This window comes from Streptomyces seoulensis (genome assembly GCF_022846655.1).
Classification (GTDB): Bacteria; Actinomycetota; Actinomycetes; order Streptomycetales; family Streptomycetaceae; genus Streptomyces.
The window spans coordinates 2,316,184-2,333,111 of sequence record NZ_AP025667.1; the positions used below are offsets into that span (position 1 = coordinate 2,316,184).

Genomic DNA, 16,928 nt, shown 5'->3' on the forward strand with positions numbered 1-16,928 from the left:
GAGACGTCATGGTTGCAGCGATCGCGCCGCAGACCCTCATCGAACTCGGCCAGCAGGAGGCCGCGATCAAGTACCAGGAGGACTACGCGGGCGGCACATGGACGAACGTCAACAAGTACGCCGCCGAGACGCCCGGCATGTCGCCCTACCAGGGCCAATCGTGGTGCCTGATCGGGCTGCTGTGGCTCGCGCACCGGGCGGGCGACGTCACGATCATGCCGCAGACCCCGGCGTGCGACGTCGCCGTGAGCACCTACCAGTCGTGGAGCCGCTGGAGCTGGTACCCGGCCGTCGGCGCACAGGTGATGCTCGGATCGGGGGGAGCCGAACACACCGCGCTCGTCTACCGGTACGACTCCGCGCAAATCTGGACGATCGAATTCAACAGCAACAACACCGGCAGCAGCGAGGGCGACGGGGTGTACCTGCGCGTCCGTAACCGTTCCGACCCCAAGGTCTACGGCTACGGCTACCCCAAGTACGCCGCACCGATGGTCACCTCAGACCCGAACTGGGTCGACGACCCGGCGCTGCTCAAAATCTCGTCAGGATCGGCCGCCGCATACGCCCCATACCCCGGACCCGACTGGTTCCGGATCGGCCGGACCTCGCCGCTCGCCCTCGCGTCCGGCAAACGGCTCGTCGCCGTCGGCGCCGGCACCTTCACCCCGAGCGCCGACATCGGGCAGAGCGACCTCAACGCCTGGGGCGCGTGGCACACGACGCAGGGATCGCCCGGCGGCGCATACCCCGGATACCCCGGCGAGACGATCTGGCGGGCGCTGCAGGTCCCGCACAGCCACTGACCCGGCCCCAACTACCGCACTCCGTACGCCCCGAGCCAACCCGGCCGGCGCGTTCCTCATGCACGCACTCAGGAGGCTCACCCATGGGTGACACCGAGCGACCCATACCCGAGAGGCTCGGCGACCAGGTCGAGCAGGCCGAGCACCTCACCCGCACCGGCAACGGGCCGACCGTGGCCGACGAGGAGGAGCTGCTCGCCGCGCACTACGGCCCCCCGGACATGGCCGGGCACTACGTCGGCCGCGGCTTCCTCGACGGCATCGCGGCCGCCCCGGACGACCACCAGGGCGACGTGCCCGCACCCCCCGAGCCGGCCGACCAGGACGAGGCCCCGGCCGCGCCCGCCGCCGAGGGCGGTGAGTCCGCATGAGCGTCGAGACCATGGTGCACGCGGTCGAGCGCTGGATCGGGACCGGCGAGCCCAACGAAATCCAACGCTGGTACGAGCAGCGCAACGGCAGCGCCTACCGGGGCAACTGGCCGTGGTGCGACGCCACGATGACCCGCGCCGCCATCGAGGCGGGCGAGTACGACGCGGTGTGCTTCGGCACCGACTTCGCGTACACCGTGGCCCACGCGCAGCGCTTCAAGGAGGCGGGCGCCTGGCACGCCATGACCACCGGCATCGCCAAGTCCGGTATCAGGCGAGGGGACATCGTGTTCTTCGACTGGGACGGCTCGTCCTCGATCGGCGCGATCGACCACGTCGGCATCGTCACCGGGGTGTCCGCCGACAAGCGCTACGTGTTCACCGTCGAGGGCAACACCGCGAACGTCTGCGCCCGCCGCGTGCGCACCGTTCAGGAGATCGCCGGGTTCGGCCGGCCCGCGTACAAGCCCGAGCCGAAGAAGCCGACGACCACCAGCCCGGGCACGGGCTCGAAGCGGCCGCAGGTGTCCCTCGCCAAGCTCGTCGCCGCCTTCGAGAAGGACGCGCCCAAGAAGGGCACGCCGGTCTCGTACGCCCCGACCGAGTACGTCGAGGATGCCCTCGTCGCTGAGGGGCTGCTCGCCAAGCGGTACGCCGACGGGCACGCCGGGACCGCCACGCGCAGTGGGTACGCCCTGCTGCAGCAGCGCTACGGGTACCACGGCGACGACGCCAACGGCATTCCCGGCATGGCCTCACTGAAGCGGCTCGGCAAGGCCCACGGGTTCGACGTCGTCGCCTGACCGGAACCACCCCACCTCGAGCATTGTCGTCACAGTGACGACAATGCTCGAGGTTGGCCCGCCCGTCGGCGCGGTGTCGGCGGGCGGGTTCCTCACCGATCGGAAGGGGGCCCACCGTGGGCCTGTTCATCTCTGCCATGCGCACGGGCGTACCGCTCGTCGCCGGATGGCTGCTCACCCTCGCCGTACGCGCCGGGCTCGACATCGACTCGCAGGCCGTCACCGGTGCGGTGACCGTCGCGCTCGCGCTCGGCTACTACCTGCTGTTCCGGCTGCTCGAACTCGCGGGTGAGCGGGCGCGCGGCACGATGCTGCAGAACGTCGCCGGCGCCTTCCTCGGCTGGGCGCGGCCGCCGACGTACCCGCACCTGCCGACCCTGCACCCCGTCGACCCGAGCCACTACCCGAGCGGCTCTACACCCCTCTCGTGAGCTGGGCCCGAGCGGTGTGGGCGCGCATGGACTGGCGCGGCCTCACGCTGCTCAGCTCGGGCGCCGCCTGGGTGGGCTACGGCGCGCAGATCGCCACCGACCCCCGATACGGCACCGTGCGCGGGATCTCCGTGTTGCTCAACCTCATGCCCGTGTGGGCGTGGGGCGCGCTGTGGGTGGCCTGCGGCATCATCTCGGCGGCGTACTGCCTCATGCCCGCCGACCGGGACCGGCCCGGCGTCGCGGCCGCGATGGCGCCGCCGCTGCTGTGGTCGACCGCTTACACCCTCGGCGCGAGCGTGGGCGGTGAGTCGAGGGCCGGGGGGTCCATCGTGGCGTGGGCCTCGCACGCCCTGATCATCCTTGTCGTGGCCGTGGTCACGCGCCCGCGCAAGGTGGTGGTGATACATGCCTGAACCCGAAGCGGGGTCGTGGTGGGCGGCGTTCGCGGTCACCATCACCACGGCCGGCGCCGTCGCCACGGCGTGGATAGGCAGCCGGGTCCGGCAGCAGAGAGTAGAAGTTCCCACCGACGGCGAGGGGGAGGTCGAGGACAGCGACCTGTCGACGATCGCCGGGCTCGCGGCCGCGCTCACCGAGACCATGGCCCGGCTCGCCGCGGTCGAGGCGCGGGAGCGAGACACCCGCGAGCGAATCGCCGCCCTGTGGCGGTACATCAGGCTGCTGCGCGCCACGATCCGTGGGCTCGGCGGCGAGGTACCCGAGCCGGACCGGACCGACCGGCGACACCTGATCGAGCAGTGACTGCGCCCCTGCCTGGCCTCGTGCCGGGCGGGGGCGCTTTCGTGCGTCTGGGCCCTGTCGGTATCTGCCGCTATGCTGCTCGACAACGCCCCGAGGCCCGACCCTCGGGGCGCCTTGCTGTCGGAAGCAGGAGACCCGTGGAATACCGCATCGCCTACCGTGTTCTGCCCGCCGGTGTAGGCCCGGACGACTACGAACCGCACGAGTTGGAGCAGCGAACCGACACGGTCGATCTGCCCGACCCCGGCGACGGCTACGGACCGGCGATCCCGGACGTGAAGGACGTGCTACGCGACATGCTCGACGGCGGCGAGCCCATCGGCATCCGGTTCTTGGACTAGGCCCGCCGCTCGGCGTCCTCCATGCGCGCCCGGTAGTACGCGTGATCGCGGGGGTACCCCTCCAGGGCGGGCAGCACCTCACGGAATCCGGAGGCAGCGTCGGCCCAATCCCGGCACGCGTACGCCGCATCGGCCACCTGCACGCGGGCCCGGACGGGGTCGAGCCAGTACAGCCAGCCCGGCCGCTCGCTCGCGTCCGGGACACGCAGCGCCAGCTCTACCGCCTCGTCAGCCAGGCGCCGCGCCGTGTCCCGCTCAGCGCAGGCCGCCGCCGCCATCGCCGCCTGATGCACCGCAGCAGCCTCGGCGGCCGGGGACAGCGGCCGGGGCCCGGCGAACCGCGCGCTCTCGGCCGTGCGCAGAGCCCGCACGGGGTCGCCGTGCTCAAGGCTGTAGTACGAGCGGATGCGCTGCACCCACGACGCCATATCGGTATGCCCGCCGTCGACTGCCCACCCGTGCGCCAGGTCGATCCAGGCGAGCGCGGGCCCACGCCGTCTCTCCTGCCAGGCCACCCAGGACAGCCAGTGCGCGTGCTCGGCGGCGAGGAGTAGCAGGCGGTCGGCGGCCGCGCCGGCCGCATGCGGCAGAAGCGCGGTAACAGAGTCGAGCTGTGCCCGGACAACAGGCCACAGCTCGCGTCCCCCGACCTCGTCCTCGGCGCGGCGGTGCTCGGTGAGGACGCGGCCGATCCAATCGGCGGTCCGCAGATCGGCCCGGCCCACAGCATGGGCGTGCGCGATCCGGGCGCGGAACTCTCCCGGCGGGTCCCACTCGGTGGGCCCGGTGTGGGTGGTAATTCCGGTGAGTTCGTCCGGCACGTGCAGCCCCTCGGTAATGCGAGCCATCAGGTCGGCTGATGTGACCTGCCGCCGACCTGACTCGATAGCGGAAATGTGGGGCTGCGGTAGTCCGACGAGAGGTTCGAGCCCGCGCTGAGATAAGCCTGCTGCGCGCCGGTACTCACGCAGGATCGCGGCCCAGTCCTGGCGTGCCCATGCGGCGCGCAACCGGACGTCCGTCCAGAGTCCCCGACTACTCATCCTCGGACGATACGCCCTGCTGATACACCGCGTGTATCGGTTCGGCTGCGCGCCGCTCCCACGATGAGGTCACACCACCGAGTCGGGTCGGAGACAGCCATGATCGATACATCGCGCACCGTCGCGCCCATGCCCTGCGAGCGGCCGCCCGCCGGATTCCCGGCCGACCTGCTCCCGCTGCTCGGGCTCCCCGCGCCGGACGACCTCACCGACGCGCAGGCCGCAGGCCGCGCCTGTGTGTGGGGCGGCGGGCCGCTCACCCTCGCCACCGCTGTCGACCTCGGCGAGCACGAGCACAACGGCGTGCGCATCTTCCCGCAGTCCTGCTCGCCGTGCATCGCCGCCCAGGCTTACCGCGCCCTCGCCCCGCACTCCGTCGACTGTGCCCCCTGCCACGACCGAGACCACTGGCGGGACTGCCCCACCGGCGGCGCCCTCCACCGGCTGCGGGTCGACGCACTCCGTCAGCCGGGGGGTACCTGCCCTAGGGACGCCCGGTGACGATGCCCTACGTGCTGCCCCGCACCGGTGAACTCGGGGCCCGCGTGCCTGTGATCGTCACCTCGGCCGGCGTCACCTACCCCGACCCCGTCCAGGCCGCGGCCTGCCGCGACCTCGACGGCGTGCTCTGGGAGGTACGCGAGGGCACCCCTATCGGCCCGCCCGCCTACCTCGCCGAGCTCCACCCGGCCCGTCAGCGGGAGGCGATGGAGGGCCTGCTGTGCGCGGGCTGCTGCGGGCCCGCCGACCGGGGACCGGACGGGATGCTGTGGGTCCTCCCCCTGCTCGGCGCCGGCCCCGAAACCTGCTGGGAGGGCATGCACGCGGCGATCCCGCCGATGTGCGCGGCCTGCGCCGAGCTGGCACCGACCGTGTGTCCGGTGCTGCGCGACGGTCACGTGCGGCTGCGCGTGCGCGAGGCCGAGACGATCGGCGTACGCGGCACGCTCCACCCCCGGCCCGGCATGCCCGGCCCCCCCGACCCGGACGCCCTGGTCCTGTACGACTCCCCGGACCTCCGGTTCGTCGTCGCCCGCCAGGCCGTCCGCGAGCTGTGCCAGGTGACCGTCACCCGGTAGCAGCCCCACAAACCCCCGGCGCTCCCTGCGCCGGTTGGAACACAGAAAGGCACAAACATGCAGCAGCCCAACGTCGCCGAACTCAGCTTCAAGAAGTCGTCGGCCTCCGTGACGAACGCCTGCGTCGAGGTCGCCCTGCTCCCGAACGGCGGGCGGGCCCTCCGCGACAGCAAGCACCCCAACGGCCCGGTCCACCTCTTCGACGAGGCGGAGTGGAGCGCGTTCCTCGCGGGGGCCAAGGCCGGCGAGTTCGACAACTAGCCGAGGCACCACCATCTGCGGCCGCTCCCGCCATCCCGGCGGGGGCGGCCGCCCTGGCCCACGCCTTCGGGCAGTACCACCTCACGATCGAAGGACTCACATGCGCACCTCAACCGCTCTCCTCCTCGCTGCCGGGGTCCACGTCGCCGGCCTCGTACGGCGCGAGGTCCACGAACGGCGGAGGCAGCAACTCAGCATGGCCGGGATGCACCAGCGTCTCTGCGCCGACACCGCGGCGAACTTCGCTGAGGAGTATGGCTACAGCGACCTGTCGGCCACGGACAAGGCGCTGTTCATCCACGCGAACCGATCGCTGTCCCTGGTCGGGGCGAAGTACGGGATCGGGCAACTCTCCGACCGGACGCTGCGGCTGGTGGCCGCGTCGATGATGAAGACCCCCTCCATCCGGCTCTACTGGGAGCGGAACGGTGCGGCCCGCGACGCGGAAAGCGAGACCCGCGCAGACCGGCGCTTCCACACGATCATGGAGAACGCGTTCACCGCCGCACACGCCCGCGCCGACTGACACGCCGATCTCTGCCGCAAGAGCTACTCGCAGTCGGGGAGCCGGACAAGCTCGGCGAGGTCGACGCCGAGCCGGTCGGCAATCCGAATCAGCGTGTCGATCTTGGGCGAGCTGTGTCCCATCTCGATCCTGCTGAACGTCGCCACGTCGAGCCCCGTGAGGCCGCAGACGTCGAGCTGTGTGAGGCCCAGGCGCCGGCGGGTACGGCGGATCTGCTCCCCGACCTGGCGGCGGCGGGCGATGACCCGGTCGTCGGGTGGGGTGGGGCGTGACACCCGTCCACCGTGGTCGAGGTCATGATCACATGTGATTAGGGTCTACCCTAATTTTTGCGGATCTCGACCACTGGTATGGCCGGGTATAGCCCGGCTCGCCGGAAACTTGCCGGTCACGTGAGGGGCACAAGCGAGAACGGTGTGTGACAGTGTCGTCATGAATATGCCCCATACACATACCTCGGGCATGTGTGGGGGAGAACCGTTCCGCTCGCCTCGACGGAGCGGCACCAAAGCGTCACCGACTCGGTGCCCCACGCCGAGGAGGTGACACCGACGCCCCGACCCCTCGTCTCCGCAAGACAGGGTCGGGGCGTCGGCATTCCCGCAGATCAATCCCGGTGTGTTTATGGATGGTTGCTATGCAGCTTCCAGCGCACGCCGAGGTCCATGGTGGGGTTTCGCTTTCTCTGTACTGAAGACGGTCCGCACCATTGTCAGGGGTACGGAGGTGCGCTTCGCGCCCGCGGTGCCGTTCGCGCGCCCGGAACGCGTGTCCGGAGCCTTCGGCGGGGACCCGGTCTGACCAGGGGAGTTGCCTGCCCCAGGCCCTGAGCGGTCGCTTAGTATGTCCGGGTCCGGGGGCGTGCGCCGCCCCGCCCGCGCCGCCCAGGAGTCCCGCCGTGACCGCCGAAGCCCCGACCGCCCCCGCCCTGCCCTACGGGCAACTCGTCCCCGTCGCCGTGCACTTCGACGACCTGGACGCGCTCGGACTCCTGCACAACGCCCGCTACCCGCTGCTGGTCGAGCGGGCCTGGACCGAGCTGTGGAACGGCCACGGCGTCCGCTTCGACGGCGACTGGGCGGCGGCCGGCGACGCCTGCAACGCGGTGCGCGAACTCGTCATCGGCTATGAGGCGCCCGTCACCCGCCCCGGCACCTACGCCGTCCACCTCTGGCTGGAGCGGCTCGGCACCACCGGCCTCACCTACGGCTTCCGCCTCTGCTCGGCCGACGGCACCACGACCTACGCCCGCGGCACCCGCGTACTGGTCCGGCTGGACGCGGCCACGCTGCGGCCCGCGCCCTGGAGCGAGGCGTTCAGGACGGTGGGCCGGGAACTGCTGCGGCCCGCCGGCTGACCTCGGTGCCACCGCGCTCGGCCGTGCGCAGTACGCCCGCGAACGCCGCGAGCCCGCAGGCCAGCACGGTCACCACGACGAACGACACGGTCAGACTGGTCGCCTGGGCCACCCCGCCGATCAGGCTCGGCGCGATCAGCCCCGAGGTGTAGGTGATGGTGGCCACGCCCGCGATGGCCTGGCTCGGGTTGGGCCCCGCGTGCCCGGCGGCCGCGAAGCACAGCGGGACGACGACCGCGATACCGAGCCCCATCAGCGCGAAGCCGGTCATGGCCAGCGGCGGCCGGTCCGCGAGGACCACCAGCAGCCCGCCGACCCCGGCCAGCAGGCCGCCGGTGCGTACGGTGCGTACCGCGCCGAAGCGGTTCACCACCGCGTCCCCGGCGATCCGGGCGATGGCCATGGTCAGCATGAACCCGGTCGTCGTGGCCGCCGCGAGGCCCGGTGAGCCGTCGAGGCGGTCCCGCAGGAACACCGCCGACCAGTCCAGGCTCGCCCCCTCCGCGAACACCGCGCAGAAGCCGACCGCGCCGATCAGCAGGGCCGAGCGGGGCGGCAGCGCGAACCTCGGCGGCGGCTCCTCGTCCTCGGCGGGCTGTACGTCCAGCACCCAGCCGCACACCAGTTGGCCGAGCAGGGTGAGCACGGCGGCGGCCAGCACATGGTGGAGCCGGGCGTCCGAGCCGAGGTGGGCGGCGAGCGTGCCCGCCGCCGAGCCGATCAGCGCGCCCGTGCTCCACATGCCGTGCAGCCCCGACATGATCGACTTGCCGAGCAGCCGCTCGATCTCCACACCGAGCGCGTTCATCACCACGTCCGCCATGCCGGAGGCGGCACCGTAGGCGAACATCGCCACGCACAGCGTGAGCAGGTTCGGCGCCAGCGCGGGCAGCACCAGGGAGAGCGTCCACAATGCGAGCAGCCCGCGCAGGGCGGTACGGCTGCCGAAGCGGTGACCGATCCGGCCCGCCAGCGGCATCGCGACGGAGGCGCCGAGCGCGGTGAAGGCCAGGGCGAACCCGAGCTGTCCCGCGCTGAGCCCCGCGTGGTCCTGGATCCAGGGCACGCGGGTGGCGAAGGAGCCCGTCACGGCGCCGTGCACGGCGAACACGGCGGCCACGGCATACCGGGCGCGTCTGACCTCACCGGCCGACCAGCTCACGTCACCCATGTTCCGTCCCTCCCCGGGGAGTCGCCCGCTGTGCCGTCCTCGGCACCCGCGCAAACTATCAGGGACCCTGCCTGATAGATAGAGTGCGTCCGGCAGCCCGGCCTCTGGGAGGATTCCCGTCATGCCCGCATCACCGAGCACCGCACGGGCCATCAACGACCGGCTCGCCCTGCGGCTGTTGCAGCAGGAGGGCCCGCTGACGGCGGGACAGCTCAAGCAACTGACCGGACTGTCCCGGCCGACCGTGAGCGACCTCGTCGAACGCCTCACCGCCTCCGGCCTGATCCGGGTCGTGGGCGAGTCCGGCGAACAGCGCCGCGGTCCCAACGCCCGGCTGTACGGCATCGCCGCCGACCGCGCCCATCTGGCCGCCCTCGACGTACGCACCGGCGGTGTCCTCGTGCTCGTCTCCGACCTCGTCGGGCGGGTGCTCGCCGAGGTGGCCGTGCCCATCGACGCGGACGGCGGCACCGGGCCCGCCGTGGAGCAGGCGGTCGCCGCAGTGGAGCGGGCCGCGCGGAAGGCCGGCCCGGACGCCTGGGGCGCGTTGCACACCGTCGGCATCGGCGCGCCCGGCCTGGTCGACCCCGCCACCGGCGACCTGCGCGACTCCAGCGGGCTGCCCGCCTGGCACCGCAGCCTGGTCGCCGCGCTCCAGCGACGGCTGCCCGAAGCGCGGGTCACCGTCGAGAACGAGACCAACCTGGCGGCCCTGGCCGAGCAGCGCGAGGGCGCCGCCCGAGACCGGGACACCTTCGTCCTCCTCTGGCTCGGCCACGGCGTCGGCGCCGCGGTCGTCCTCGACGGCCGGCTGCGCCGGGGTGCCTCCGGCGGCACGGGCGAGATCGGCTTCCTGCCGGTCCCCGGCACCGGCTCGCTGCCCTCGGCGACCGACTGCGACGGCGGCTTCCACGCCCTGGCGGGCGCGGCGGCGATCGGTGCCCTCGCGCGCGAGTCCGGGCTGCCGGTGGGCGGTCCGCCGGACGGCCCCGGCGCCGCGCGGGTGGTCGCGGAGGCGGTCGCGGCGCTGGAGGGGGATCAGGGGCAGGCGGCGGCCGAGGCCGACTCGCCCGCCGCCCGTTTCCTCGCCGCCCTCGCCGACCGTCTCGCCATCGGCGCCGCCGCCGTCACCGCGATCCTCGACCCCGGCTGCGTGGTGCTCGGGGGTGAGGTCGGGCAGGCCGGGGGAGCGGAGCTGGCCGCGCGGGTGGCCGCCCGGCTGGCGCGGATGTCGCCGTTGCCCACCGAGGTGCGCCCTAGCGTGCTCGGGGGCGCGGCGGTGTTGCGCGGGGCACTGCTGACCGCTCGTGACCGGGCGCAGGACGAGCTGTTCGCGCCCTGAGGAGGCTCAGTCCCGGTCCCTCAGGGCGCTCACGCCGCCGATGTCGTCGAAGTGCCGGCGGGCGCGTGCCTGGCGCCGGGCTTCACGGAGCCCCCGCGTCGCCCGCGCCTCGATCCGCCGGGCCTCGGGACTTCCGGGCGAGCGGCGCCGGTCACGGCGGACCAGCATGGCGACCGACCACGCCAGGACCAGCGCCACGGCCACGAGGGCGAACAGCAAGCGGACCACCCCTTCCCGTCCATGGCAACGTAGCGAGCACGCCACGGCCGGCGAAGAGCCGCTTCCGGCATCTTGGGACCCCGTCACCTTTCCGGCCCCCGGCAGCCCTCAGTCGAAACGGCGCGCCAGGTACTCCTCGAACGTCCCCTTCCCGACCGCCTGTTCCGGCGCCAGATGCCCGCCGGTGCGGAACGCCCCGTAGGTCCGCCCGGCCAGCGGGACCTCCAGCAGGCGGCGGCGCCGGCCGGTGGCGTGCAGATAGGCGCGGGCCAGCGAGTCCACGGAACGGACCTCGGGGCCGCCCATGTCGGGCAGGCGGCCCGCGGGTGCCGCGAGCGCCGCCCCGGCCAGGCGTTCGGCCACTTCGGCCACCTCCACCGGCTGGTCCGCCAGCCCGGCCGGGAGCAGGGCCAGCGGGGGCGCGGTCAGCTTGCCGAGGAAGGTGGCCATGAGGTCGTGGAACTGGGTCGTACGCAGCACGGTCCAGCCGAGCCCCGACTCCTCGATCCGCCGCTCCACCGCGAGCTTGGCGCGGTAGTAGCGCAGCGGTACCCGGTCCACGCCGACGATGGAGATGTACACCAGGTGCGCCACCCCGGCCCGCCGCGCGGCGCCGATCAGCCGGTCCGCGGCCTTCTCGTCGCCCCCGGCCGGCGTGCTCGCGCAGTGCACCACGCACTCCGCGCCCGCCAGCGCGGCGTCCAGCGCGGGGCCGCCCTCGCGCAGATCGACCGCGTACGGCTCGCTGTGCCGGCTGAGCACCCGCACCTCGTGGCCGTCCGCCCGCAGCCGTTCCGCCACCAGCCGTCCGAGCGTGCCGGTGCCGCCCGTCACCAGGATCGTGGTCATGCCGTTCGCCTTCCCCGAAGGTCCCGGGCGGCCCGGTCGGGCGCCCCATGACCTTCGGACGGCCGCACCCCCGGGAAATGTGACATGCCCGGCCGCGGCGGCCGTCGGCAGTGCCCTCGGGGTTGGTGGGAACCCGGCGGCGGGCAAGGGCCTTCGTCACCACCGCCGGGTCCGGTCGCACCATAAGAGGACTAGACCACTACGGTCAATAGGTCCGGACCAAGCTCAATTCCCTTGTTATCCAGGGGTGTTGTCCCGTGCGTTCACTCGAACGGCTTTGCTGTGAGGCAGCCCACACCGGTCACCTGTATGGCCGAGGAGCGGGCGTGGCAGACTTGCCGTGTACCAGAAGCAGCGCACTCCGGGGTCGGTGAAAGTCCGAACCGGCGGTTACAGTCCGCGACCCGGTCGCTTCCAGCGGCCGGTTGACCAGGTGAAATTCCTGGACCGACGGTTAAAGTCCGGATGGGAGGCAGTGCGCGGCGGGCGGGCATCACCATGCACGCCGCCGTATCAGGTCTCGTCCGTGTTCCGGACGAGTCCCCTTCGGCGTCGTACCCGGTGCGCCCCACCCGTCCATGCCGTCGTCATCGACCGGCCCCCGGAGTCCGTGCCCGAAGAGGCAGGAGGACCGGGGACGTGTTCACCGGAATCGTGGAAGAGTTGGGCGAGGTCACCGCCGTCGAGAACCTCGGCGACGCCTCCCGTTTCCGGCTCCGTGGCCCCGTCGTCACCGAAGACGCCCGGCACGGAGACTCCATCGCCGTCAACGGCGTCTGTCTCACCGTGGTCGACCACGAGGGCGACGAGTTCACCGCCGACGTGATGGCCGAGACCCTGAACCGCTCCAGCCTCGGCGCGCTCGCCGTCGGCTCCCGCGTCAACCTGGAGCGCCCCACCGCGGTCGGCGCCCGCCTCGGCGGGCACATCGTGCAGGGCCATGTCGACGGCACCGGCGAGGTGCTGGCCCGTACCCCGTCCGAGCACTGGGAGATCGTGAAGATCTCGCTGCCCGCCGCCCTCTCCCGCTACGTCGTGGAGAAGGGCTCCATCACGGTCGACGGCATCAGCCTCACCGTGGTCGAAGCGGGCCCCGACTTCTTCACCGTCAGCCTCATTCCCACCACCCTCGCCCTGACCACGCTCGGCCACAAGCAGCCCGGCGACCCGGTCAACCTCGAGGTCGACGTCATCGCCAAGTACGTCGAGCGGCTGCTCGCGGCCGGACAGGGGGCAGGCGCGTGAACTCGCTCAACACCGAGGCGTTCACCCTGTTCGGCCAGCACATCCTCTGGTCGGACATGATCGGCAACCTCTTCGGCCTGGCCGCCCTCGGGCTCGGCTGGCGCCGCTCCCTCGTGACCTGGCCGGTCCAGTTCGTCTCCGGCCTGATCCTCTTCGCCGCCTTCTACGGCCACCTCGCCGGCAGCGCGGGCAAGCAGGTCGTCGTCATGGCCGTCGCCGTCTACGGCTTCTGGCAGTGGAACCGGGGCCGCGGCAAGGCCGCCGACGGCCACATCACCCCCCGCTTCGCCACCTGGCGCGAGCGCGCCGCCATGGCCGCCGCGGCCGCCGTCGGCACCGTCGGCGTCGCCCTGCTCTTCACCGCCTACCCGAGCCTGTCCTGGGACCCCTGGCCCGACGCCTACATCTTCGTCGGCACCATCGTCGCCATGTACGCCCAGGCCAAGGGCATGGTGGAGTTCTGGATCGCCTGGCTGCTCGTCGACGTCGTCGGTGTCCCGCTCAACTTCGCCAACGGCTACGCCTTCTCCGGCTTCGTCTACGTGATCTACGGCGCGCTCGTCCTGTGGGGCATGCGCGACTGGTGGCTGCGCTCCCGCAAGGACACGCGGCCCGTCCTGGAAGGAACGCCCGCATGACCTCGGCACCCCCGCTGCACCCCGGTGACAGCGTCGAAGACTTCCCGCTCGACCCCGTCGAGCAGGCGATCGCCGACATCGCCGCGGGCCGCCCCGTCGTCGTCGTGGACGACGAGGACCGCGAGAACGAGGGCGACCTCGTCATCGCCGCCGAGAAGGTCACCCCCGAGATCGTCGCCTTCATGATGAGCGAGTGCCGGGGCCTGATCTGCGCCCCCATGGAGGGCGCGGAACTCGACCGGCTGCGGCTGCCGCAGATGGTCGAGGACAACACCGAGTCGATGAAGACCGCCTTCACCGTCTCCGTGGACGCCTCCCCGGCGCACGGCGTGACCACCGGCATCTCCGCCACCGACCGCGCCACCACCCTGAAGCTGCTGGCGAGCGGCACCGCCGAGCCCACCGACCTGGTGCGCCCCGGCCACATCTTCCCGCTGCGCGCCAGGGAGGGCGGCGTCCTGGTCCGCGACGGCCACACCGAGGCCGCCGTCGACCTCGCCCGCCTCGCAGGGCTCCGTCCCGCCGGGGCGATCGTGGAGATCGCCGGTGAGGACGGCCGCATGCTGCGCCTGCCCGAGCTGATCCCCTTCGCCCGCAAGCACGGCCTGACGATCATCTCCATCGCGGACCTCGTCACCCACCTGCGCGCCCCCGAGGCCGCGGCCGAGCGGGATCAGGCCGTGGTCGCCGCCGCGCCCACCGTCCGCCGCGAGGCCGAGACCAGCCTGCCCACCCGCCACGGCACCTTCACCGCCTACGGCTACCGGGCCCCCGACGGCGTCGAACACGTCGCCCTCGTCCACGGCGACCTCGGCGACGGCACCGGCGTACTCGCCCGCGTCCACTCCGAGTGCCTCACCGGCGACGTCTTCGCCTCCCTGCGCTGCGACTGCGGCCCCCAGTTGGACGCGGCCCTCGCCCGCATCCACGCCGAGGGCCGGGGCGTCGTCGTCTACCTGCGCGGGCACGAGGGACGCGGCATCGGCCTGCTGTCCAAGCTGCGCGCCTACGAACTCCAGGAGCGCGGCCGGGACACCCTGGACGCCAACCTGGAACTCGGCCTGCCCGCCGACGCCCGCGACTACGCGGCCGGCGCCCAGATCCTCGCCGACCTCGGCGTGCGCGACGTCCGCCTGATGACCAACAACCCCGACAAGACCGACGCGCTCACCCGGCACGGCATCCGTGTCACCGGCCGCGAGCCGATGCCGGTCCACGCCGACGAGCACAACGTCCGGTACCTGCGCACCAAGCGCGACCGGATGGGCCACGACCTGCCCTGGCTGGACACCCCCGCCGTGTCCACCTGTGGCAACCAGTAAGCGAAAGCACGAAGGAGCAACGTGAGCGGCAAGGGTGCACCGGAGATCTCCGTACGCAGCAACGTCAGCGACCTCAGGGTCGCCGTCATCGCGGCGCAGTGGCACGAGAAGGTGATGGACGGTCTGGTGAACGGCGCCCTGCGCGCCCTGCACGACCTGGGGATCGACGAGCCGACCCTGATCAGGGTCCCCGGCAGCTTCGAACTCCCCGTCGCCGCCAAGGTCCTGGCCGACCGCGGCTACCACGCCGTCGTCGCCCTCGGTGTCGTCATCCGCGGCGGCACCCCCCACTTCGACTACGTGTGCCAGGGCGTCGCCCAGGGCCTCACCCAGGTCTCGGTGGAGACCGGCGTCCCCGTCGGCTTCGGCGTCCTCACCTGTGACACCGAGGAGCAGGCCCTGGACCGGGCCGGCATCGAGGGCTCCAGCGAGGACAAGGGCCACGAGGCGGTCACCGCGGCGGTCGCCACGGCGGCCACCCTGCGCTCGGTGTCCGAACCCTGGCACTGAGACACCGCACGGACCGCGTAGGGTGAGGACCACCATGTCCAATAAGACGTTCGAGGAGCTCTTCACCGAGCTCCAGCACAAGGCAGCCACCGGCGACCCCGCCACCTCCCGCACCGCGGAACTGGTCGGCAAAGGTGTCCATGCCATCGGCAAGAAGGTCGTAGAAGAGGCCGCCGAGGTCTGGATGGCCGCCGAGTACGAGGGCAAGGAAGCCGCTGCCGAGGAGATCTCGCAGTTGCTGTACCACGTCCAGGTGATGATGGTCGCCCGCGGTATCTCGCTGGACGACGTCTACGCCCACCTGTGATCCGTACCCCCACCCACCGCACCACCCCGTCACACGAAGGAAGCCGACCTCATGCTGCGCATCGCCGTCCCCAACAAGGGTTCCCTGTCCGGACCTGCGGGGGACATGCTGCATGAGGCCGGCTACCGGCAGCGGCGGGAGTCCAAGGAACTGCGGACCGTGGACCCGGTGAACGAGGTCGAGTTCTTCTACCTCCGCCCCCGGGACATCGCCATCTACGTCTCCTCCGGGCAGCTCGACATCGGCATCACCGGCCGCGACCTGCTGATCGACTCCGGCGCCGGCGCCGAGGAGATCCTCCCCCTCGGCTTCGCCCGCTCCACCTTCCACTTCGCCGCCCGCCCCGGCACCTTCGCGGGTACGGCGGACCTCAAGGGCCGCACGGTCGCCACCTCCTACGAGGGCATCGTCGGCCGCCACCTCGCGGACAACGCCATCGACGCCTCCGTGGTCCACCTCGACGGCGCGGTGGAGACCGCGATCGAGCTGGGCGTGGCGGAGATCATCGCGGACGTGGTGGAGACCGGCACCTCGCTGCGCAACGCCGGGCTCGAGGTCTTCGGCGAGCCCATCATGAAGTCCGAGGCCGTCGTGATCCGCCGCACCGGCGCCGACACCGACGAGCCCAAGGTCCAGCAGTTCCTGCGCCGCCTCCAGGGCGTCCTGGTCGCGCGGACCTACGTGATGATGGACTACGACTGCCGCGTGGAGCAGCTCGAGAAGGCCGTCGCGCTCACGCCGGGCCTGGAGTCCCCGACCGTCTCCCCGCTGCACAACGAGGGCTGGGTCGCCGTGCGCGCCATGGTCCCCGCCAAGGAGGCCCAGCGGATCATGGACGACCTGTACGCCATCGGCGCGCGGGCCATCCTGACCACGGCCATCCACGCCTGCCGTCTCTGAGGAACCGCGAGCCAGTGTCCGAGCTTCCCGAGCCCCCCGCTCCGCCCGCCCTCCCGCTCACCTTCCGGCCGGGACACACCCGGGTGATCCTGCTCACCGCCGGCGTGGCGATCTTCCTGGTCGTCGCCGTCATCGCCCTGCTGCTGGACATGGGACCGGGGGAGCGGCTCACCTTCATCGTCACCGGGGCCCTGATGGCCTGGGTGCTGGCCAGGCTGGCCCGCGTCAAGGTCGTCGCCGACGACTCCGGCGTCACCGTCGTCAACATCGCGGGCAGCCGCCGCCTGGCCTGGGCCGAGATCGTGCGGGTCAACCTGCGTCCGGGGGACCCCTGGGTGTTCCTCGACCTCAACGACGGCACCAGCCTGGCCGCGCTCGGCATCCAGCCCGGCGTCGCCAAGCAGCGTGCCATCGCCGACGCGCGGACACTGCGCACTCTGGTGGAGCAGCAGGCGCCGCGCGATCCGGAGTTCCCCCGGAGCTGAGCCTTCAGCGGGCTCCGGGGCCCCTCGGGGTCCCGGCTCAGGGGCCGATCCGGGGCGGCCACTCTTGCCGCACCTGCCCAGGTCTTGACTAATCTGTTGGCGGAGGCGTTTCCATGGCGCCTCCGCCTCCGTCGTGCCACGCCCGGCGCGCGGAGGT

At 72.2% G+C, this 16,928-nt stretch carries 25 protein-coding genes and 1 riboswitch; of the genes, 20 read left to right on the top strand and 5 right to left on the bottom strand.

Annotated features, from left to right (window positions below; genetic code table 11):
• The first annotated feature begins 8 nt into the window (after positions 1 to 8).
• From HEK131_RS10785 to HEK131_RS10815, 7 genes are all read left to right on the top strand, one after another.
• Entirely contained in the window at positions 9 to 806 is a 798-nt protein-coding gene (locus HEK131_RS10785; protein WP_244334549.1) for a hypothetical protein, read from the top strand.
• A gap of 83 nt (positions 807 to 889) precedes the next feature.
• Positions 890 to 1,177 carry a hypothetical protein gene (locus tag HEK131_RS10790; RefSeq protein ID WP_244334551.1) on the top strand — a complete coding sequence of 96 codons (288 nt, stop codon included), beginning with the start codon at positions 890 to 892 and terminating at the stop codon, positions 1,175 to 1,177.
• Entirely contained in the window at positions 1,174 to 1,980 is an 807-nt protein-coding gene (locus tag HEK131_RS10795) for a CHAP domain-containing protein (protein ID WP_244334553.1), read from the top strand. Before HEK131_RS10790 ends, HEK131_RS10795 begins: the two co-directional genes overlap by 4 nt.
• Before the next feature lie 116 nt (positions 1,981 to 2,096).
• On the top strand, positions 2,097 to 2,411 hold the full coding sequence (locus tag HEK131_RS10800) for a hypothetical protein (protein WP_244334555.1): 315 nt from the start codon (positions 2,097 to 2,099) through the stop codon (positions 2,409 to 2,411).
• On the top strand, positions 2,408 to 2,827 hold the full coding sequence (locus HEK131_RS10805) for a hypothetical protein (protein ID WP_244334557.1): 420 nt from the start codon (positions 2,408 to 2,410) through the stop codon (positions 2,825 to 2,827). Before HEK131_RS10800 ends, HEK131_RS10805 begins: the two co-directional genes overlap by 4 nt.
• A complete protein-coding gene (locus HEK131_RS10810; protein WP_244334559.1) occupies positions 2,820 to 3,176 on the top strand; it encodes a hypothetical protein in 357 nt (118 codons plus the stop codon). Before HEK131_RS10805 ends, HEK131_RS10810 begins: the two co-directional genes overlap by 8 nt.
• A 137-nt stretch (positions 3,177 to 3,313) precedes the next feature.
• Positions 3,314 to 3,517: a hypothetical protein gene (locus HEK131_RS10815; protein ID WP_244334561.1), complete on the top strand. Its 204-nt coding sequence runs from the start codon at positions 3,314 to 3,316 to the stop codon at positions 3,515 to 3,517.
• Here the strand turns inward: HEK131_RS10815 and HEK131_RS10820 are convergent.
• The gene (locus tag HEK131_RS10820; RefSeq protein ID WP_244334563.1) at positions 3,514 to 4,560 is read right to left on the bottom strand and encodes a helix-turn-helix domain-containing protein; all 1,047 of its coding nucleotides are present in this window, start codon (positions 4,558 to 4,560) and stop codon (positions 3,514 to 3,516) included. The genes HEK131_RS10815 and HEK131_RS10820 overlap by 4 nt on opposite strands.
• A gap of 99 nt (positions 4,561 to 4,659) precedes the next feature.
• Here HEK131_RS10820 and HEK131_RS10825 point away from each other — a divergent pair, with 99 nt between their 5' ends.
• The 4 genes from HEK131_RS10825 (at position 4,660) to HEK131_RS10840 (ending at position 6,426) form a co-directional block, all read left to right on the top strand.
• A complete protein-coding gene (locus HEK131_RS10825) occupies positions 4,660 to 5,061 on the top strand; it encodes a hypothetical protein (protein WP_244334565.1) in 402 nt (133 codons plus the stop codon).
• The gene (locus HEK131_RS10830; RefSeq protein WP_244334567.1) at positions 5,058 to 5,639 is read left to right on the top strand and encodes a hypothetical protein; all 582 of its coding nucleotides are present in this window, start codon (positions 5,058 to 5,060) and stop codon (positions 5,637 to 5,639) included. The genes HEK131_RS10825 and HEK131_RS10830 overlap by 4 nt, the downstream gene beginning before the upstream one ends.
• 57 nt (positions 5,640 to 5,696) lie before the next feature.
• Complete coding sequence (locus tag HEK131_RS10835; protein ID WP_244334569.1) at positions 5,697 to 5,900, top strand: DUF397 domain-containing protein; 204 nt, start codon at positions 5,697 to 5,699, stop codon at positions 5,898 to 5,900.
• 100 nt (positions 5,901 to 6,000) lie between these two features.
• Positions 6,001 to 6,426 carry a DUF6082 family protein gene (locus tag HEK131_RS10840; RefSeq protein ID WP_244334571.1) on the top strand — a complete coding sequence of 142 codons (426 nt, stop codon included), beginning with the start codon at positions 6,001 to 6,003 and terminating at the stop codon, positions 6,424 to 6,426.
• Positions 6,427 to 6,449: 23 nt separating this feature from the next.
• Here the strand turns inward: HEK131_RS10840 and HEK131_RS10845 are convergent, their stop codons facing one another.
• Positions 6,450 to 6,701, bottom strand: coding sequence for a helix-turn-helix domain-containing protein (locus tag HEK131_RS10845; protein ID WP_244334573.1), 252 nt, complete (start codon positions 6,699 to 6,701; stop codon positions 6,450 to 6,452).
• A gap of 623 nt (positions 6,702 to 7,324) precedes the next feature.
• On the opposite strand from HEK131_RS10845, the gene HEK131_RS10850 reads away from it, so the two are divergent.
• Complete coding sequence (locus tag HEK131_RS10850; protein WP_217460950.1) at positions 7,325 to 7,783, top strand: acyl-CoA thioesterase; 459 nt, start codon at positions 7,325 to 7,327, stop codon at positions 7,781 to 7,783.
• On the opposite strand, the gene HEK131_RS10855 is transcribed toward HEK131_RS10850, so the two are convergent.
• Complete coding sequence (locus tag HEK131_RS10855; RefSeq protein WP_244334575.1) at positions 7,743 to 8,954, bottom strand: MFS transporter; 1,212 nt, start codon at positions 8,952 to 8,954, stop codon at positions 7,743 to 7,745. The two genes, HEK131_RS10850 and HEK131_RS10855, sit on opposite strands and share 41 nt — an antisense overlap.
• Before the next feature lie 121 nt (positions 8,955 to 9,075).
• Here HEK131_RS10855 and HEK131_RS10860 point away from each other — a divergent pair, with 121 nt between their 5' ends.
• On the top strand, positions 9,076 to 10,296 hold the full coding sequence (locus HEK131_RS10860; protein ID WP_244334577.1) for an ROK family transcriptional regulator: 1,221 nt from the start codon (positions 9,076 to 9,078) through the stop codon (positions 10,294 to 10,296).
• A 6-nt stretch (positions 10,297 to 10,302) separates the two neighbouring features.
• Here HEK131_RS10860 and HEK131_RS10865 read toward each other — a convergent pair whose 3' ends face one another.
• Complete coding sequence (locus HEK131_RS10865) at positions 10,303 to 10,515, bottom strand: hypothetical protein (RefSeq protein WP_244334579.1); 213 nt, start codon at positions 10,513 to 10,515, stop codon at positions 10,303 to 10,305.
• A gap of 108 nt (positions 10,516 to 10,623) precedes the next feature.
• The gene (locus tag HEK131_RS10870; RefSeq protein ID WP_244334581.1) at positions 10,624 to 11,364 is read right to left on the bottom strand and encodes an SDR family oxidoreductase; all 741 of its coding nucleotides are present in this window, start codon (positions 11,362 to 11,364) and stop codon (positions 10,624 to 10,626) included.
• 352 nt (positions 11,365 to 11,716) lie between these two features.
• A riboswitch (FMN riboswitch) is annotated at positions 11,717 to 11,847 on the top strand.
• Positions 11,848 to 12,003: 156 nt separating this feature from the next.
• Here HEK131_RS10870 and HEK131_RS10875 point away from each other — a divergent pair.
• Genes HEK131_RS10875 through HEK131_RS10905 form a run of 7 tightly spaced genes read left to right on the top strand, consistent with a single transcriptional unit; the run spans position 12,004 to position 16,771 of the window.
• Entirely contained in the window at positions 12,004 to 12,609 is a 606-nt protein-coding gene (locus HEK131_RS10875; RefSeq protein ID WP_244334583.1) for a riboflavin synthase, read from the top strand.
• A complete protein-coding gene (locus HEK131_RS10880) occupies positions 12,606 to 13,247 on the top strand; it encodes a nicotinamide mononucleotide transporter family protein (protein ID WP_244334585.1) in 642 nt (213 codons plus the stop codon). The genes HEK131_RS10875 and HEK131_RS10880 overlap by 4 nt, the downstream gene beginning before the upstream one ends.
• Entirely contained in the window at positions 13,244 to 14,569 is a 1,326-nt protein-coding gene (locus HEK131_RS10885; protein WP_244334587.1) for a bifunctional 3,4-dihydroxy-2-butanone-4-phosphate synthase/GTP cyclohydrolase II, read from the top strand. The genes HEK131_RS10880 and HEK131_RS10885 overlap by 4 nt, the downstream gene beginning before the upstream one ends.
• Before the next feature lie 21 nt (positions 14,570 to 14,590).
• Positions 14,591 to 15,079, top strand: a complete 489-nt coding sequence (gene ribH / locus HEK131_RS10890) for a 6,7-dimethyl-8-ribityllumazine synthase (protein WP_161147126.1) — start codon at positions 14,591 to 14,593, stop codon at positions 15,077 to 15,079.
• Positions 15,080 to 15,113: 34 nt separating this feature from the next.
• Entirely contained in the window at positions 15,114 to 15,386 is a 273-nt protein-coding gene (locus HEK131_RS10895) for a phosphoribosyl-ATP diphosphatase (RefSeq protein WP_006378313.1), read from the top strand.
• A gap of 51 nt (positions 15,387 to 15,437) precedes the next feature.
• On the top strand, positions 15,438 to 16,286 hold the full coding sequence (hisG, locus tag HEK131_RS10900; protein ID WP_217460958.1) for an ATP phosphoribosyltransferase: 849 nt from the start codon (positions 15,438 to 15,440) through the stop codon (positions 16,284 to 16,286).
• Between the two features lie 14 nt (positions 16,287 to 16,300).
• The gene (locus tag HEK131_RS10905) at positions 16,301 to 16,771 is read left to right on the top strand and encodes a PH domain-containing protein (protein ID WP_217460959.1); all 471 of its coding nucleotides are present in this window, start codon (positions 16,301 to 16,303) and stop codon (positions 16,769 to 16,771) included.
• The last annotated feature ends 157 nt before the right edge of the window (positions 16,772 to 16,928 follow it).

Excerpts from the sequence above, each read along its gene's own strand:
- HEK131_RS10785 (WP_244334549.1), top strand. The coding sequence starts at position 9 with ATGGTTGCAGCGATCGCGCCGCAGACCCTCATCGAACTCGGCCAGCAG.
- HEK131_RS10810 (WP_244334559.1), top strand. The coding sequence starts at position 2,820 with ATGCCTGAACCCGAAGCGGGGTCGTGGTGGGCGGCGTTCGCGGTCACC.
- HEK131_RS10790 (WP_244334551.1), top strand. The coding sequence starts at position 890 with ATGGGTGACACCGAGCGACCCATACCCGAGAGGCTCGGCGACCAGGTC.
- HEK131_RS10860 (WP_244334577.1), top strand. The coding sequence starts at position 9,076 with ATGCCCGCATCACCGAGCACCGCACGGGCCATCAACGACCGGCTCGCC.
- HEK131_RS10895 (WP_006378313.1), top strand. The coding sequence starts at position 15,114 with ATGTCCAATAAGACGTTCGAGGAGCTCTTCACCGAGCTCCAGCACAAG.
- HEK131_RS10870 (WP_244334581.1), bottom strand. The coding sequence starts at position 11,364 with ATGACCACGATCCTGGTGACGGGCGGCACCGGCACGCTCGGACGGCTG.
- HEK131_RS10840 (WP_244334571.1), top strand. The coding sequence starts at position 6,001 with ATGCGCACCTCAACCGCTCTCCTCCTCGCTGCCGGGGTCCACGTCGCC.
- HEK131_RS10885 (WP_244334587.1), top strand. The coding sequence starts at position 13,244 with ATGACCTCGGCACCCCCGCTGCACCCCGGTGACAGCGTCGAAGACTTC.
- hisG (WP_217460958.1), top strand. The coding sequence starts at position 15,438 with ATGCTGCGCATCGCCGTCCCCAACAAGGGTTCCCTGTCCGGACCTGCG.
- HEK131_RS10825 (WP_244334565.1), top strand. The coding sequence starts at position 4,660 with ATGATCGATACATCGCGCACCGTCGCGCCCATGCCCTGCGAGCGGCCG.
- HEK131_RS10795 (WP_244334553.1), top strand. The coding sequence starts at position 1,174 with ATGAGCGTCGAGACCATGGTGCACGCGGTCGAGCGCTGGATCGGGACC.
- HEK131_RS10855 (WP_244334575.1), bottom strand. The coding sequence starts at position 8,954 with ATGGGTGACGTGAGCTGGTCGGCCGGTGAGGTCAGACGCGCCCGGTAT.
- HEK131_RS10835 (WP_244334569.1), top strand. The coding sequence starts at position 5,697 with ATGCAGCAGCCCAACGTCGCCGAACTCAGCTTCAAGAAGTCGTCGGCC.
- HEK131_RS10820 (WP_244334563.1), bottom strand. The coding sequence starts at position 4,560 with ATGAGTAGTCGGGGACTCTGGACGGACGTCCGGTTGCGCGCCGCATGG.